Consider the following 15,248-nt stretch of genomic DNA (forward strand, 5'->3'; position numbering starts at 1 on the left):
TCTGCTTATGAATAAGAAAGTATTGATCATCTCCTTTTCCTTCGAACAGGAAGAAGAGGCATTCGAAGCTCTTCGGGAGGCAGGATTGGAACCGATCCTGCTTGAAGAGAAGGATCGGACAGGGTACACGCAGAAGGATCTGATTGAATATTGGGACAGCCTGACAGAAAAGCCGGCCGGCATCTTAATGGGGGCAGATATCCCCTTAGGTGAGGCATTTGCAGAACATGCAGAAGGGCTTCTGGCAATTTCGCTGAACTGTGCCGGGGCAGACCATCTGGATATCGGAGCGTTTGAGAAGAGGGGCATTACGATCTGTAATGTGCCAAGGCAGAATTTTGATGCAGTGGCAGACCTGATCTGGGGCCTGATCCTCGCGGTGATGAGGCGGATCCCGGAAGGAGACCGCAATATCCGCGTAGGAAAATGGTGTGACGGTGTAGCCAGGGGATACGCAGTGTCAAGAAAGACCCTGGGGATCATCAGCTTCGGTGCCATCGGACAGGCCGTGGCAAAGCGGGCGGCAGGCTTTGATATGAAGGTGCTTGTAAGCAGCACCAGTGAGAGACCAAAGCTGGCCGAAAAGTACGGTGTGACTTATGTAGACAGAGAGACTTTGTTTAGAGAAGCGGACATTCTCGTGCCGGCCTGTCCGCTGGCACCTGAGACGTATCATATCATCAACGCGGATACGATCGCATCCATGAAACAAAATGCCGTGATCGTCAATGCCGCAAGAGGCGGGATCATTGACACCCAGGCGCTTTTGGAGGCTCTTAGGGAGCACCGCATCGCAGGAGCGGCACTGGATGTATTTGAAGAGGAGCCGCTGTACGAAAGCGAGCTGTTTAAACTTAATAATGTAGTCCTGACCCCTCATATGGGCGGTCTGGCAGACAGGGAGATCCATAACGTGGCAATGCAGTCCGCATACCACATGATCAAGCTGCTGAATCAAGAAACAACAGGAACTGAACTGACGGGGAAGCACCCGCAGTGGAATGGAGATTAAAATGAACACGGAATTATTTGGAAAACCAATTACATATTATGAGGAGCACAGCTGCATTCATACGGTGACTGAGATCGCGCAGCAGCCGGAGGTGTGGAATACACTGGCAGATGAGCTGTTGGAAAGGAAAGAAGAGATCACAGCATTTATGGACAAGGTGCTGGCCGAAAAGGAGCTTCGGATCGTGACAACAGGTGCCGGCTCCTCCGCATTTGTCGGTGAAACATTTTTGTATATGCTGGCTTCGGAGCTGGGGATCCGTACAGAAAATGTGCATACAACGGATATCATCAGTGCGCCGGATGCGACCTTGTTTGATGTGCCTACCCTGCTGATCTCTTATGCACGTTCAGGAGAGAGCCCGGAGAGTATCGCGGCAGTCCGTTTTGCCAAAAAGAGAGTGAAAAAGCTTTACAATATCGTGATCGTCTGCGATAAGGAGAGCAGCCTTGCAAAATGCGGATATGAGATGGAGGATTCCCTTGTGTTAGACCTGCCGCCAGAGACATGTGACAAGGGATTTGCCATGACGAGCAGTGTCAGCTGTATGAGCATTGCGACCTGGTGTCTGTTCCATTATAAAGAGATGGAGACCTACACAGGATATGTAAAAGCAATGGCAAAAGCAATGGAGGAACAGATCGACAGTCTGGCGGATATGGCAGGACAGATCGCTCAGAACGATTACCGCAGGATCATCTGGCTTGGTACCGGGGCATTAAAGGGCCTCAGCAGAGAAGCGTCCATCAAGTCCATGGAGTTGTCTGACGGCTATGTACATGCAGGATATGACGCGCCGACAGGCTTCCGTCATGGTCCAAAGACGGTGATCAATGATGAGACGCTTACGGTTCACTTTATCTCAAACCAGGAGTACAGCAGAAAATATGATACAGACCTGGCTAATGAGCTGATCCGCGAGAAGCAGCATAATCTGGTCGTTACTGTAAAGCCAGAGGAGACAAAGGGAGAGATCACCGGGGAAGATTATGAGGTAGTTTACCAGATTCCTGCAAAGCTTCCAAGGGATTCGGAAATGGGTGCATATATGTTCTCTCTTGTTTTTTCACAGCTGCTTTCAATGAAGAAGTCTTTGGAAAAAGGATTTACGACAGATAATCCGTGTCCGAAGGGAGATGTCAACAGGGTCGTACAGGGGATTGTGATCTACGATATATAGAAATGAAATGGTAACTATAGATTCCCGTGCTTTGTTTTACAGGGCTGGCAGCAATTTACATCTAAAATTATGATGGTATAATAGTATATAAATATACTTAGAAAAGGAAGAAATGGTTATGTCAAACGGGAACGTAATTAGAAAAGATATACCTGTTGCGCTTTACTATCAGCTGAAAGAGGAAATCAGAAGAAAAATCTTAGCAAATGAATGGCCGGAGGGGAGCAGGCTCCCTTCTGAGGCAGAGATCGCTAAAATGTTTGAGGTCAGTAATATCACGGTCCGCAAAGCGATCGACGAACTGCAGAAAGAGAATTACCTTGTAAAAAAACGCGGCAGGGGAACCTTTGTGTTGAACCGTTCTATCGGCCAGAAGCTGCACAAGTTTTATTCCTTTAGCGAGGAGCTGACAGAGCTGGGTATCAAAGAAACAGCAAAATTAATAATATTTCAGGAAATTATTCCGGAGGCTTCCATCAGGGAAGCACTGCAGTTAGAGGCAGATGAAAAAGTATTTTGGATCAAGCGGATCCGATATATGGATGATAAAGCATATACGATCGAGCAGTCATATATACCGGTCAAATTCGTGCCGGATCTGACCGGTGAGATGGTTGCCAATAATGGGCTGTATAAGACACTTCGTATCTTCCATGTATTCCCGGAGAAGGCTGTGGAGACCTTCTCGGCTGTGAATCTTTCCAGGGAGGATGCAAAAGACATGGGCCTGCGGGTCAATGATGCGGCGATCAACCTGACACGCGTGACCTACAGCGGAGCGGACATCATCGAATACTGCCAGAGCATCGTGAACGGAGAGGTATTCCATTATACGGTTGAATTGAAATAAAACGGAATAAAGGCCTGAAAAGGAGGCATTTATGGGAAAAAGAAAAGGCTCAAAACGGAACCGGGGTCGTAACATCTTTCTGTTTTGTGTATTAGTACCTACCTTTTTATGGTTTTTAATATTTTTCGTCATACCCTTTATATCAGTCATTATGTATAGCTTTACCAATGCTCATATGGCTTATCCAACGTTTAAGTTCGTCGGGTTTGACCAGTACATAAAGGCTTTTACCAAGGATCCAACATTTTTGATATCTTTAAAAAATACAGTTATGGCCGCAGTCATCATTGTTCCGGCTACAGTCGTTCTCTCTATTTTACTGGCCGCAGGCCTGAATTCACTTGGAAATAAGATGAGGCAGGCATTTACGTTTGTATATTTTCTGCCATCGGTCATCTCAGCAGTAGCGATCAGCCTTGTATGGGACTGGCTGTACAGCAAGAACTATGGTCTGTTCAATGCGATCCTGGAGGCACTGGGGATGAAGGCACAGCCATTTTTAAGCTCTGCGGGGCAGGCACTGATCTGTCTGTGTATCGTGCAGATCTGGGCGGTATTTGGCTATTATGCGGTTATCATACTGGCAGCGATCCGGGGGATCGACAAGAGTTATTATGAAGCGGCAGAGGTAGACGGCGCAGGGGCGCTTGCAAAGTTTTTTAAGATCACGCTGCCTCTGATCAAGAATAATATCCTGTTTGTCTGTGTTATGACAACAACAGTAGCTTTCATGTTCTTCACACCTGTCAAGATTTTGACAGATGGTACACCGGGAACGAGTACGATGGTGCTTCTGCTCCATATTATGAACAAGGGTATCAAGAATAGTGATATTGGCTATGCATCTGCGATGTCTATGATTCTGATGCTGATCATTCTGTTCTTCAGTCTGATCCAGTGGTTCATTACGAAGGAACGGAAAGTGAAGACCAGGCATTACAAAGGACAGGAGGCATAAGCGATGAAGAAAAAGAAACATTCAATCGGTTTTTATATTGGAGTGATCGTCATATTTATCGGCGCATTCTTCATGATCCTGCCATTATACTGGATGCTGGTATCGGCCTTTAAGGGACAGTCTGAGCTTTTACAGATGCCGCCGACCATGTATCCTCATGAGTGGGTCACGACCAACTTTAAACGGGTGCTGGACAGTATTCCTTTTATCCGCTATTACGCCAACAGCATTGGAACCAGTATCCTCAATACAGTGATGGGAGTTTTGAGCAGTGCCATCATTGGATATACATTTGCGAAGTACCGTTTTAGGGGAAGAAATTTTATCTTTATGTGTATCCTGGCATTTATGATGGTGCCCTATGATACACTTATGATCCCGCTTTACAAGCTGATGGCAGGCATGAAGCTGACAAACAGTTATTTTGTGCTGACGGTTCCGTATTTTGTAAATATATTCGGTATCTTCCTGATGAGACAGTTCTTCCTGGATCTGGCAGATGATTATCTGGAGGCTGCTGAGATGGACGGGTGCGGACACTTCAAGCGCTTCTTTACGATCGCACTGCCGATGTCAAAATCAATGCTGTCGGCATTGTTCATCTACCTGTTTATGGCAAGCTACAATTCTTATCTGTGGCCGTTGATCTCTGTAAGTAAACGGGAATTATTTACACTGACTGTAGGTATCGGTGCATTCTTTAGTGACCGCGGTACACAGACCGACCTGATCATGGCGGCATCGGCAATGATGATCATACCGATCGTGATCATCTTCAGTCTCGCCCAGAAGAACTTCGTAGAGGGCCTGACTGTCGGCGGTGTTAAGGGATAGGTGGAAGCTTATGAAATATTTTTTGGGAATCGATGGCGGAGGTACGAAGACCGCATATCTGTTGATAGACGAAAACGGGGAATGTCTGGCAGAGGAAAAGACAGGCGGCTGTTCCTATAAAGAGATCGGAATTGAGAAGACGGCTGCGCTTTTGAAAGAGGGTGCGTCAGCGTGTCTTAAGAAGGCGGGATTAAAAGAGGACCGGCTGTCTTCGATCGTGGTGGGACTTCCCTGCTTTGGCGAGCTGAAAGTAGAGGACGGGCTCGTGAGCAGGGCTGTCAAGGAGATATTTATGGATCGCCCCATCCATATCACAAACGATGTGGAGGTCGGCTGGGCAGGCTCCCTGGGACTTCAGCCGGGAGTCAATGTGGTGGCAGGAACAGGCAGTATCGCTTTTGGTAAAAACGAAGCGGGCCTTTGTGCAAGGAGCGGCGGATGGTCCACCTTCTTCGGTGATGAAGGCTCCTGTTACTGGCTGGGGCGCAGGACCATGGAGCTGTTCTCCAAGCAGGCGGACGGACGTGTGAGAAGAGGTCCGTTGTATGACATTATAAAAGAGGAGTTTTCTCTGGATGGGGAAATGGATTTTATCGGGAGGATGGACCAAGAGTATATCGGGGAACGCAGTAAGGTGGCTTCCATGCAGAGGCTGCTGCTTCGGGCAGCGAGACAGGGAGATGTCCCGGCCCGGAGACTTTATCAGGAGGCAGCAGAAGAGCTGGGCAGTATGGCCGGAAGCATCTTAAAGAAGCTGTGGGACAGGGAAAGGGTTCCGGTATCCTATTCGGGAGGGCTGTTTCATGCAGAGGAGTTTGTACTGCCGTTCCTTAAGAGAGCTGTGGAGGAACAGAACGGATATCTATTGTCTCCGATGTTCTCCCCGGTCGAGGGTGCTGCGCTGATGGCAGTAAATAGCGTGGCGGGAACGAAGATCCACAGAGTGATTGAAAATTGGATGAGTGAAAAGAGGAAATGATATGCCGTTAGTGACAACGAAAGAAATTTTGTTAAAGGCCCGGGAAGGGCATTATGCAGTGGGAGCCTTTAACGTAGAAAATATGGAGATGGTGCAGGCGGTGGCTGCGGCTGCCAAAGCACTTGATGTTCCTGTGATCATGCAGACGACTCCTTCTACAGTAAGATATGCATCCCCGGAATACTTCTATGCAAATGCAGCGCGTGCAGTAGAAGAGACGGGAATTTGCGCCGCTCTGCATCTGGATCATGGCTCGGACTACGCACTTGCTGTCCAGGCTCTGCATGCAGGGTATACCTCGATCATGATCGATGGCTCACAAAAACCGTTTCAGGAGAATATCGGGATTACGAAAAAAGTGGTGGAAATGTGCAGCAGCGTAGGAGTACCGGTGGAGGCAGAGCTGGGAAAAGTGGGCGGAAAGGAAGATGATCTGGACGGCGGGGAAACGGATGCATATACCGATCCGCTGGAAGCAAAGGAATTCGTGGAAAGAACCGGGATCTCTTCATTGGCAGTTGCCATCGGAACCGCACATGGTTTCTACAAAGGAGAGCCGAGACTGGACCTGAAAAGACTGGAAGAGATTCAAAAAGCTGTAGACGTGCCGCTTGTACTTCACGGAGCCTCCGGTGTGCCCGATGAGGCTGTCCGGGAGAGCATCAAGAGAGGAATCTGCAAGGTGAACTTTGCGACCGAACTGCGTGCTGCTTTTACCGATGGCATCAAGGAAGTGCTAAAAAGCCATCCGGAGACGATCGACCCTAAAAAACTGGGGGCAGCAGGACGGGAAGCAGTGACCCGGCTGGTGATGGAAAAGATGAGAGTCTGCAAAGGGGTCTGACCCCTTTGCACGCCGTTTTCAGAGTATTCTGTCTATTGTGACTTTATCACAGAATCTTTACTTTGATCTGGTTATAATAAGACCAGATCAAAGTAAAGGAGGACTTAAAAATGAAAGTGATTTTAGAGGATAAACTGAAAGACTATATGAATGAAAAGGACTTGAAAGACATTGTTGTGTACCCAGAAGTGTGCAATACGTGAGGCGGCTCCTATATAGAGGTATTAGCAAGGTTTGCTAATAAGGGAGAGAAGCTGGAGGAGAAGGGTTACAAAAAGGTTTCAAGCGAAATGGGAGACGTATATCTGCCAGCCGGCAGCCTGAAATACAAGGATACCATTACCTTTGGAATGTCTAAATTCCTGTGGATGCCGAGAGTTACGGTCGGAGGAGTAAGTGCATAGTGTTAAAAAAGAAATCCGGCGGAGGAAGGGGATTACCGCTGGATTTCTTTTTTTTGTAGATATTCGGTCTCTTCCTGCCGCATCGTCTTCATGACAAGTACATAGATCACCGTCGTAACAACAAAGGTCAGGCCGTCTGCCACTGCCTGTGCCATCTGGATCCCCAGAAGTCCGAACAGCCCCGGGAGGATCAGCAGTGCAGGAATAAAGAAGAGCCCCTGCCTGGCGGATGCGAGCAGGGATGCATATCCCGTCTTTCCCATCGTCTGCATCATCATATTATTCATGATGATCCATCCATTCAATGTAAAACTCAGGCACTGGAACCTCAGTGCAGTCGTTCCGATCCTTATGACCTCCGGGTCATCCCGGAAGATCCCAACCAGACTGCCCGAGAGCAGTGCGCCCGTGACGGCGAGGAAAAATAAGACCACAGTGGATACCTTCACGCAGAACCAAAGCGCTTCTCTCACACGTCCGAATTTTTTCGCCCCGTAATTAAAACCGCAGACAGGCTGAAAGCCCTGACCAAAACCGATCAGTGCAGATCCGGCAAACATGGTGATCCTGCTGACAATAGACATGGCCGCGATGGCCGCATCTCCGTAAGGATTAGCCGCAAGATTCAAGGTCATGGTTGCCACACTTCCCAGCCCCTGCCTGAATAAGGAGGGGAGCCCGCCGCCGACAAGCTCTGAAAGGCGGTCTTTGTTCAGACGGATGTTGCGGAAGCGGATGGGGATACATTTGGAGATCCGGATTCCGGCCAAAAGTAAGACAAAGCTGACGAACTGACTGAAAATCGTTGCAAGAGCAGCGCCTGCGATGCCCATATGAAACACAAAGATAAAAAGCGGATCCAGTGCAATATTTAAAACAGCCCCTGCAGTAATTCCGATCATAGAATAAACAGCATTTCCCTGAAACCGGATCTGATTATTCAGAACAAGCTGGGCAGTCATGTAGGGCGCACCCAGCAGGATGATGCCGAGGTATTGTTTCGTATAGGGGAGGATCGTGTCGGTCGAACCGAGGATCAGGCAGAGCGGTTTGAGAAAAACCAGTCCCAGTGCCATGACGATCAGCCCAAGAAATATAGCCATAAAGAATCCGGTGGCCGCCAGCTGTTCGGCGGTATCCATTTCCTTGGAGCCCAGCTTTCTGGAAATAGAGTTGCCGGAGCCGTGCCCGCAGAAAAAGCCCAGAGCCTGAATTACAGCCATGAGCGGAAATGCTACTCCAACCGCGGCGGTCGCACTGGTGCCGATCCTTCCGACGAAGAAGGTGTCGGCCATATTATAGAAAGAGGTGATCAGCATGCTGATGATCGTGGGGACCGCAAGCCTGCCGATCAGATGGGGGATCGGCATCTCCGTCATCATCTTGAATTTTTCATCCTGAGTCATAGTTTTGGGCAAATCAATCGCTTCCTTTTTGATAAGTTTAGATAGATATTTTCATTATAACACATTTTTGCCGGCGATTGCAGTTTCGCAGTCATTGTTATATACTAAAAGATATGGGAAATTTGGTTGCGGTAAAAAACAGAGAGGTTACAGATTATGGTAAAAGAGATCTTACTATTAGGAAATGAGAAGCTGTATGAGCCAAGTAAAGAGGTTCAGAGAGAGGAATTGGAGAGCCTGGATCAGACAATCCGGGATCTTCATGATACCCTGATGGATTTCCGGGAAAAATATCATGCAGGCCGGGCAGTTGCGGCACCTCAGATCGGGATTCAAAAGAGGATTCTGTACATGTACATAGACAACCCTGTGGTGTTCATCAATTCGGTCTTGTCGTTTCCGGATGATGAAAAAGTGGATGTGATGGATGACTGCATGTCGTTCCCGGGACTTCTGGTCAAAGTGGAACGGTACAGGCGCTGTATCATCCGATATAAAGATGAACAATGGAATGACTGTGAGATGAAGCTGGAGGGGGACCTGTCAGAGCTGTTACAGCACGAGTATGACCATTTGGACGGAATACTTGCTGTGATGAGGGCTAAGGATGAAAAGTCTCTGTTTATAAAAGGTGCATTGAAGCAGTAGCAGATCTTTATTGTTGTGATGAGAAAGGCGGACAAATATGGATTTTTATAAAAGAGCTGCCCTCGTCTGTCAGCAGATTCCCAAAGGAAAGGCCGCCACATACGGACAGATCGCTATGCTGTGCGGAAAGCCGAAGAATGCAAGGCAGGTGGGATATGCCCTGAACCGCGGACTTGCGGGGGAGGATGCCCCTGCACACCGGGTCGTGAATGCGAAAGGAATCTTAAGCGGTGCAGCGGCATTTGCCGTGCCGGATCTCCAGAAGCAGATGCTGGAACACGAAGGCGTTCAGGTTTCGTGGAGCGAGGACGGCTGGAGGATAGACCTGAAAAAATATGGATGGAAAAATACGATGGAGGATGCGCTGTATCTGCGGGAAGAATTTTTAAGAAGAGAGATATAAGAAAGAGGAAAGAATGGTAAAAGATAAACATAAAGTACTAAAAGAAATATTTGGTTATGATTCCTTTCGGGACGGGCAGGAGGCACTGGTGGACAGTACGCTTGCCGGCAGGGACGTCCTGGGGATTCTGCCGACAGGAGCCGGGAAGTCGATCTGCTATCAAGTCCCGGCATTATTATTTGAGGGGATCTCCCTGATCATATCCCCCTTGATCTCCCTGATGAAGGATCAGGTGACAGCACTGAATCAGGTGGGAGTTCATGCCGCATATATCAATAGTTCTCTGACAGAATCCCAGTATCGTAAGGCGATGGAGAATGCCAGGAATGGTCAGTATAAGATGATCTATGTGGCACCGGAGCGGCTGATGACAGAGTCCTTTCTATCACTGGTCAGCTGCGTTGACATCTCTATGGTGGCAGTGGACGAGGCACACTGCATTTCCCAGTGGGGGCAGGACTTCCGTCCCAGCTATCTGAAAATCGTGGATTTTATCAATGCATTACCCAAAAGACCGGTCATTGCAGCATATACGGCAACAGCGACGAAAGCCGTAAAAGAAGATATCGTCTGTATACTGGGCTTGCAGGATCCGACCATAGTAGTGACAGGTTTTGACCGGAAAAATTTATACTACGCAGTAAAAAAGCCCAAGAATAAAATGACGGAACTTCTTGGTTATCTGGAGAAAAACGGAAATAAAAGCGGGATCATTTACTGCAATACCCGGAAAAATGTAGAGGAGGTCTATGAAACACTGATAAAGGAGGGATATCCGGCAGCGAAATATCATGCCGGTCTCTCAGATTCGGCGCGGAAACAGAATCAGGAGGACTTCATCTATGATGTCAGGCCGGTCATGGTGGCGACAAATGCATTTGGAATGGGCATCGATAAGTCAAATGTTCGGTTTGTGATCCATTATAATATGCCAAAGGATATCGAAAGCTATTATCAGGAAGCAGGACGTGCAGGGCGTGACGGTGAGCCCTCAGAGTGCATCCTGCTGTATTCGGGGCAGGATGTGAAGATCAACGAATTTCTGATCAGCAAACAGACCGAGAATGAAGAACTGGATTACGAAGAGCGGGAGCTGATCCGGGAAAGGGATAACGAACGTCTCAGGAAAATGACGTTCTACTGCTATACGAATGAGTGCCTGAGGGAGTATATCCTGCGGTATTTTGGGGAGTACGGAGGAAATTACTGCGGGAATTGTGAAAACTGCTTAAAGGAATTCGAAGATATCGACGTGACCAGCGAAGCATTCAACATCATCAGCCTGGTTAAGACGAGCGGGGAGCGCTACGGGATTAATGCAGTGATCGATGCAGTCCATGGTTCGGAGAATGCAAAGGTCCGGCAGTTCAGACTGGATCAGAATCCTTTTTACGGAGCATTGAAAAAGGTGACGGTCGTCCGCATCCGGCAGATATTAAATGACCTGCTCGTGAAAGGATATTTATTCCTGACGACCAATGAGTACCCGATCCTGAAAATGACGGAACAGGGGAGGAACCTCCTCAGTGAAGAAAACGGTGAACCAGTGATCCTGAAACTGCCAAAAGAGGTAGAAAGATCAGCTGTCAAAGAGGCAAAGAAGGAGAAGAAACAGAAGGTAGTGGACGTGAAGTATCCACAGCTGTTCGAGCGTCTGCGCAGGAGAAGATACGAGATGGCCCAGGAAAATCATGTGCCCCCGTATATCATTTTCTCCGACAAGACACTAAAGGAAATGAGTACCTATCTGCCTGTGACTAAAAGCGCCATGCTGGAGATCAATGGTGTGGGAACCAATAAGTATGAAAAATACGGAGAAGAGTTCATGGGCATGATCCGGGAATATATGGAAGAGAATAAAATTCAGCAGGAAGTTTCATCTTTCTAAAGAAGTTTCACCTTGTCAAGGAAACGGCGAAGCGGATTTGAGAATCACTGTTTTGGCTCAAAAATTTTTTGAAGAAAGTACTTGACCCTCACGGAACGTCAGGGTGTATCGTATCCTTATCAAAGGAGGGAACCCAGAATGAGAACAGTAAAGGAAGTATCAGAACTAACAGGGATCAGCGTGCGCACGCTCCATTATTATGATGAGATCGATCTCCTGAAACCGACAAAATGCAGCGAGGCGGGATACCGGCTTTATGACGATAAAGCCCTGGAAACCCTGCAGCAGATACTGTTCTTCCGCGAATTTGATATCCCGCTTCGGGAAATCAAAGCGATCATGGATGATCCCGAATTTGATCAGGAGAGGACCCTGACCAGCCAGAAGCGTCTGTTGGAACTCAAAAGAGACAGACTGGACAGGCTGATCGATACGATCGATGACATTCTGAAAGGAGAGAATTCTATGAATTTCGAAGTATTTAGTCAAACAGATATCGAGGAAATGTGTGATCTCATGCTGCAGAAAATGAGCGATAAGCAGAAGGATATTTTTAAGGAACAATATGGAAGTCTGGAGTCTTTTAAAGAGGAATATTTGCAGAAAGCAGGTTCAAAAAAGGCTCAGGACAGCTATCAGAAAATGGTGGAGTGGTACGGCAGCAAAGAGGATGTAATGGATTCTGTGAAAAGTAACGTACCAGAGGAAATCTTCCATTCTTACCAGAAGAGGAGTGAAGCACTCTATAAAAAGCTGGCAGAAGCGAAAGGAAAAGACGTTCACAGTTTTGAGGTGAAACAGATTATAGGAGAGCTGGATTTTGTTTCGAAGCAGTTATATCAGCTGGATGATGTGAGCAAACTGATGCTGGATCTGGCAGAATTATATGAGACAAACCCTGAGATGATCCAGTCTTATGATACTGCTTACGGAGATGGGGCTGCAAAATATGTAGGAGAAGCGATCCGGGCATTCTATTCATAGGAAGAAACGAAGATAAGAAGTAACTGTTCATGGTTCTAAATAGATACGATAAAAATTAGAAAAAACTACACCCCGGCAAATGATATGCTCAAAAACCGGGATGTAGTTTTTTTTACAACAGTTCTTTTTGTTTACTGCGGCGCAAACGCCTGCTCATCGCCTCCAAACTGCATGAATTCCTTCCGATATTCAGAGGGTGTCACTCCCATATACTGGGTAAATAATTTGGTGAAGTATGGAGAGTGCTGGAATCCCACAGCATATCCGATATCTGTTATACTCATAGAACTCTTCCGCAGCAGGACACAGGCCTTATCCAGGCGGTAATGCTGCACATACTGACTCGGACTCATCTCCATATACTTCTGGAAAAGTTTGAACACATAGGTCCGGTCAATATTATTGGCGGAGGCGATATCAGATATGGTGATATTGTTAAAATAATTCTTGTGGATGTAATTCAATACAGCATGGAAATATTGTTCTCCTGGTGTCAGATGATCCAGCTGTGCGTTGCGTACATTATTACTGAGATAATCTAACAGGTGGTAAGCGCTTCCAAGGGCCAGCAGTTCATGATCTTTCTGGAAATGGTCGTAGACCTTCTCGAATAAAGACTCCAGGTGGGGGTCCACGTTGTGATGGATGACATAATGCTCCGGTGACAGCCCGCATTTGGCGAGTATCTTTTTGACATTCGTTCCGCGCAGCCCGATCCAGCGGTAACTCCAGGGATTCTTGGAATCGGGATAATACTTGTTCCTTGTGTGTGGGGGGATCATGAAAATATCCCCGGGGTGGATATGGTTCTGTTTATCTAATATCTGGAAAAAACCTTCTCCTGCGATGCAGTAATGGATGACCCAATAGTCGATCGGGATAAATTCATATGGTTTGGTCGGACGGCATTCTTCGTAGCCGCATTCACAGAGGTGAAATTCGTTGCCGATCGGATCCTCATTGACCAGGACACTGACATCGTCTTTAAATATCTTTCCCATAGATCCTGCTCCTCTCCTGTAATATGAAAATTATACTTCCTGGGGTCAGATACTTCAAGAAGTAAAAACAAGTGAGTCAACATAAGTATAATCCATCAACATAAATTTAAAATACGGAAACATAAAAAATTTGATTATAGATATAAATTGTTATTTTTCTGTCAAATAAATGTGATAAAAACGCATTTAAATAGAAGAAACGGAAAAAACCGACAGATGATTGTGAAGAAAAGAAAACTTAAAAGTGTCAACATAAGTATAAAATACTTCAACATATCTGATAGAAACACGAAAATCAGAGTGATAGAATAAGGATCATAAAGCAGATGCGCAGATGCTTCAACCGTAAACCATAAAACGATAAGTGATAAAGGATAAGGAGAAACTCTCATGGAAAAATCAAATTCAAGAGAAAGACTGGGGGCAGCCGCCCTGATGATGATGACCTTCTCTGCTGTTTTCGCATTTCCGAGCATCATCAACAACAGCATTCAGATTGGTCTCGCGACGATCCCGGCATATATTTTTGGTTCTGTATTTTATTTTCTTCCGTTCATACTGATGATCGCTGAATTCGCATCCGCGAACTCAGGAAAAGAATCAGGAGTGCACAGCTGGCTGGAATGTGTATTGGGTCCTAAATGGGCATTCCTCGGTGCCTGGACCTACTTTTTTGTAAACCTGTTCTACTTTTGTTCCCTGCTTCCGCAGACCTTGATCTACGGTTCCTATGCATTTGTAGGAAGGAACGTATTTGTAGGAGATAACGGAACAAGAATCATTGCACTGATTTCGGTCGTACTTTTCTGGCTTGCAACCTATGTATGCATCAAAGGTGTCAGCTGGATTTCAAAAGTAACAGGATTTGCAGGTAGTGCCAGACTTCTGATGGGCGTAATTTTTGTTATCCTGGCATTCGTCGTGATCTTCGGATTCGGGGAAGCTCCGGCACAGGAATTTACAATGCAGTCCGTGACACCGAAGTTTAACTGGACCTTCTTCATGACCATGGCATGGGTACTCCAGGCTGTCGGCGGCGGAGAGAGTATCGGTGTTTACATCAAAGACGTTAAGGGTGGAAATAAGACCTTTGTTAAGATCATGATCCTTTCTACAGCAGTCGTTGGCGTGATGTATGTATTAGGAGCCGTTGCAGTCGGATTAGTCGTTCCGAGCGAAGTACTCGCAGGCAACTTCTCAAACGGGATCTTCGATATCTTTAAGATCCTTGCCGGAAAATTCGGGATTCCAAATGGCGTGATCGTCCGTCTGGTCGGAGTGATCTTATTCCTCGGAAACCTGGGTTCACTGGCACTTTGGACAGCAGCACCTGTAAAAGTATTTTTCTCCGAGATCCCGGAAGGTGTTTTCGGAAAATGGCTTGTTAAGACGAATGAAGAAGGAAACCCAACAAACGCATTATTTGTTCAGGGAATCGTTGTAACGATCCTGTTAGTGATCCCTGCACTTGGAATCGGCAACATGGACAGCTTCCTGGAAATGCTGATCAACATGACAGCCGCAACATCACTGCTTCCTGTTCTATTCCTGATCGCGGCATATATCGGACTGCGCTGGAAGAAGGATGATATGAAGCGTGACTTTAAGTTCGGAAACAGAGGATTCGGTATCGCAGCGGGGATTTTCCTGATGGCAGTATTTGCTTTCGTATTCTTTATGTCAACCTTCCCGGAACCAACACTGCTCAAACAGGCAATCGCAGGAACACTTCCGGCAGGAGCTGCGAACCCAATTGGTACACTTGCCTATAATGTAGTTGGTATCGTTGTCTTCGTAGGTCTGGCATGGATCTGCTGGAACCGGTATGAGAAAAAGCAGAAGGCTGCGAAATAGCGA

At 46.9% G+C, this 15,248-nt stretch carries 14 protein-coding genes; 12 read left to right on the forward strand and 2 right to left on the reverse strand.

The window, feature by feature from the left end:
- Positions 1-7: 7 nt before the first annotated feature.
- The 7 genes from AC4OGX_RS17600 (at position 8) to AC4OGX_RS17630 (ending at position 6,657) form a co-directional block, all read left to right on the forward strand.
- Entirely contained in the window at positions 8-1,012 is a 1,005-nt protein-coding gene (locus AC4OGX_RS17600) for an NAD(P)-dependent oxidoreductase (RefSeq protein WP_493331971.1), read from the forward strand.
- A gap of 1 nt (position 1,013) precedes the next feature.
- Positions 1,014-2,192 (forward strand): SIS domain-containing protein, encoded by a 1,179-nt coding sequence (locus tag AC4OGX_RS17605; RefSeq protein WP_493331972.1) that lies wholly within the window; start codon positions 1,014-1,016, stop codon positions 2,190-2,192.
- A 118-nt stretch (positions 2,193-2,310) separates the two neighbouring features.
- Positions 2,311-3,042, forward strand: a complete 732-nt coding sequence (locus tag AC4OGX_RS17610) for a GntR family transcriptional regulator (RefSeq protein ID WP_493331973.1) — start codon at positions 2,311-2,313, stop codon at positions 3,040-3,042.
- 247 nt (positions 3,043-3,289) lie between these two features.
- Positions 3,290-4,000 carry a carbohydrate ABC transporter permease gene (locus tag AC4OGX_RS17615; RefSeq protein ID WP_493331974.1) on the forward strand — a complete coding sequence of 237 codons (711 nt, stop codon included), beginning with the start codon at positions 3,290-3,292 and terminating at the stop codon, positions 3,998-4,000.
- A gap of 3 nt (positions 4,001-4,003) precedes the next feature.
- The gene (locus AC4OGX_RS17620; RefSeq protein ID WP_493331975.1) at positions 4,004-4,834 is read left to right on the forward strand and encodes a carbohydrate ABC transporter permease; all 831 of its coding nucleotides are present in this window, start codon (positions 4,004-4,006) and stop codon (positions 4,832-4,834) included.
- Positions 4,835-4,844: 10 nt separating this feature from the next.
- On the forward strand, positions 4,845-5,813 hold the full coding sequence (locus AC4OGX_RS17625) for an N-acetylglucosamine kinase (RefSeq protein ID WP_493331976.1): 969 nt from the start codon (positions 4,845-4,847) through the stop codon (positions 5,811-5,813).
- 1 nt (position 5,814) lies between these two features.
- Positions 5,815-6,657, forward strand: a complete 843-nt coding sequence (locus AC4OGX_RS17630) for a class II fructose-bisphosphate aldolase (protein WP_493331977.1) — start codon at positions 5,815-5,817, stop codon at positions 6,655-6,657.
- A 436-nt stretch (positions 6,658-7,093) separates the two neighbouring features.
- Here AC4OGX_RS17630 and AC4OGX_RS17635 read toward each other — a convergent pair whose 3' ends face one another.
- The gene (locus tag AC4OGX_RS17635; RefSeq protein WP_493331978.1) at positions 7,094-8,467 is read right to left on the reverse strand and encodes an MATE family efflux transporter; all 1,374 of its coding nucleotides are present in this window, start codon (positions 8,465-8,467) and stop codon (positions 7,094-7,096) included.
- 156 nt (positions 8,468-8,623) lie between these two features.
- On the opposite strand from AC4OGX_RS17635, the gene AC4OGX_RS17640 reads away from it, so the two are divergent.
- From AC4OGX_RS17640 to AC4OGX_RS17655, 4 genes are all read left to right on the forward strand, one after another.
- Positions 8,624-9,115 (forward strand): peptide deformylase, encoded by a 492-nt coding sequence (locus tag AC4OGX_RS17640; RefSeq protein WP_493331979.1) that lies wholly within the window; start codon positions 8,624-8,626, stop codon positions 9,113-9,115.
- A 37-nt stretch (positions 9,116-9,152) separates the two neighbouring features.
- Positions 9,153-9,518 (forward strand): MGMT family protein, encoded by a 366-nt coding sequence (locus tag AC4OGX_RS17645; RefSeq protein WP_493331980.1) that lies wholly within the window; start codon positions 9,153-9,155, stop codon positions 9,516-9,518.
- A gap of 13 nt (positions 9,519-9,531) precedes the next feature.
- Entirely contained in the window at positions 9,532-11,406 is a 1,875-nt protein-coding gene (gene recQ, locus AC4OGX_RS17650; RefSeq protein WP_493331981.1) for a DNA helicase RecQ, read from the forward strand.
- Between the two features lie 138 nt (positions 11,407-11,544).
- A complete protein-coding gene (locus tag AC4OGX_RS17655; RefSeq protein ID WP_493331982.1) occupies positions 11,545-12,390 on the forward strand; it encodes a MerR family transcriptional regulator in 846 nt (281 codons plus the stop codon).
- Positions 12,391-12,521: 131 nt separating this feature from the next.
- On the opposite strand, the gene AC4OGX_RS17660 is transcribed toward AC4OGX_RS17655, so the two are convergent.
- Positions 12,522-13,391: an AraC family transcriptional regulator gene (locus AC4OGX_RS17660; RefSeq protein WP_493331983.1), complete on the reverse strand. Its 870-nt coding sequence runs from the start codon at positions 13,389-13,391 to the stop codon at positions 12,522-12,524.
- Positions 13,392-13,781: 390 nt separating this feature from the next.
- Here AC4OGX_RS17660 and AC4OGX_RS17665 point away from each other — a divergent pair, with 390 nt between their 5' ends.
- Complete coding sequence (locus AC4OGX_RS17665) at positions 13,782-15,245, forward strand: amino acid permease (protein WP_493331984.1); 1,464 nt, start codon at positions 13,782-13,784, stop codon at positions 15,243-15,245.
- The last annotated feature ends 3 nt before the right edge of the window (positions 15,246-15,248 follow it).

Source organism: Faecalicatena sp. (assembly GCF_058819085.1).

What these genes read in the sequence shown, in the direction of transcription:
- AC4OGX_RS17620 (WP_493331975.1), top strand. Translation starts at nt 4,004, where the DNA reads ATGAAGAAAAAGAAACATTCAATCGGTTTTTATATTGGAGTGATCGTC.
- AC4OGX_RS17640 (WP_493331979.1), top strand. Translation starts at nt 8,624, where the DNA reads ATGGTAAAAGAGATCTTACTATTAGGAAATGAGAAGCTGTATGAGCCA.
- AC4OGX_RS17665 (WP_493331984.1), top strand. Translation starts at nt 13,782, where the DNA reads ATGGAAAAATCAAATTCAAGAGAAAGACTGGGGGCAGCCGCCCTGATG.
- AC4OGX_RS17645 (WP_493331980.1), top strand. Translation starts at nt 9,153, where the DNA reads ATGGATTTTTATAAAAGAGCTGCCCTCGTCTGTCAGCAGATTCCCAAA.
- AC4OGX_RS17630 (WP_493331977.1), top strand. Translation starts at nt 5,815, where the DNA reads ATGCCGTTAGTGACAACGAAAGAAATTTTGTTAAAGGCCCGGGAAGGG.
- AC4OGX_RS17625 (WP_493331976.1), top strand. Translation starts at nt 4,845, where the DNA reads ATGAAATATTTTTTGGGAATCGATGGCGGAGGTACGAAGACCGCATAT.
- AC4OGX_RS17605 (WP_493331972.1), top strand. Translation starts at nt 1,014, where the DNA reads ATGAACACGGAATTATTTGGAAAACCAATTACATATTATGAGGAGCAC.
- recQ (WP_493331981.1), top strand. Translation starts at nt 9,532, where the DNA reads ATGGTAAAAGATAAACATAAAGTACTAAAAGAAATATTTGGTTATGAT.
- AC4OGX_RS17600 (WP_493331971.1), top strand. Translation starts at nt 8, where the DNA reads ATGAATAAGAAAGTATTGATCATCTCCTTTTCCTTCGAACAGGAAGAA.
- AC4OGX_RS17655 (WP_493331982.1), top strand. Translation starts at nt 11,545, where the DNA reads ATGAGAACAGTAAAGGAAGTATCAGAACTAACAGGGATCAGCGTGCGC.
- AC4OGX_RS17610 (WP_493331973.1), top strand. Translation starts at nt 2,311, where the DNA reads ATGTCAAACGGGAACGTAATTAGAAAAGATATACCTGTTGCGCTTTAC.
- AC4OGX_RS17635 (WP_493331978.1), bottom strand. Translation starts at nt 8,467, where the DNA reads ATGACTCAGGATGAAAAATTCAAGATGATGACGGAGATGCCGATCCCC.
- AC4OGX_RS17660 (WP_493331983.1), bottom strand. Translation starts at nt 13,391, where the DNA reads ATGGGAAAGATATTTAAAGACGATGTCAGTGTCCTGGTCAATGAGGAT.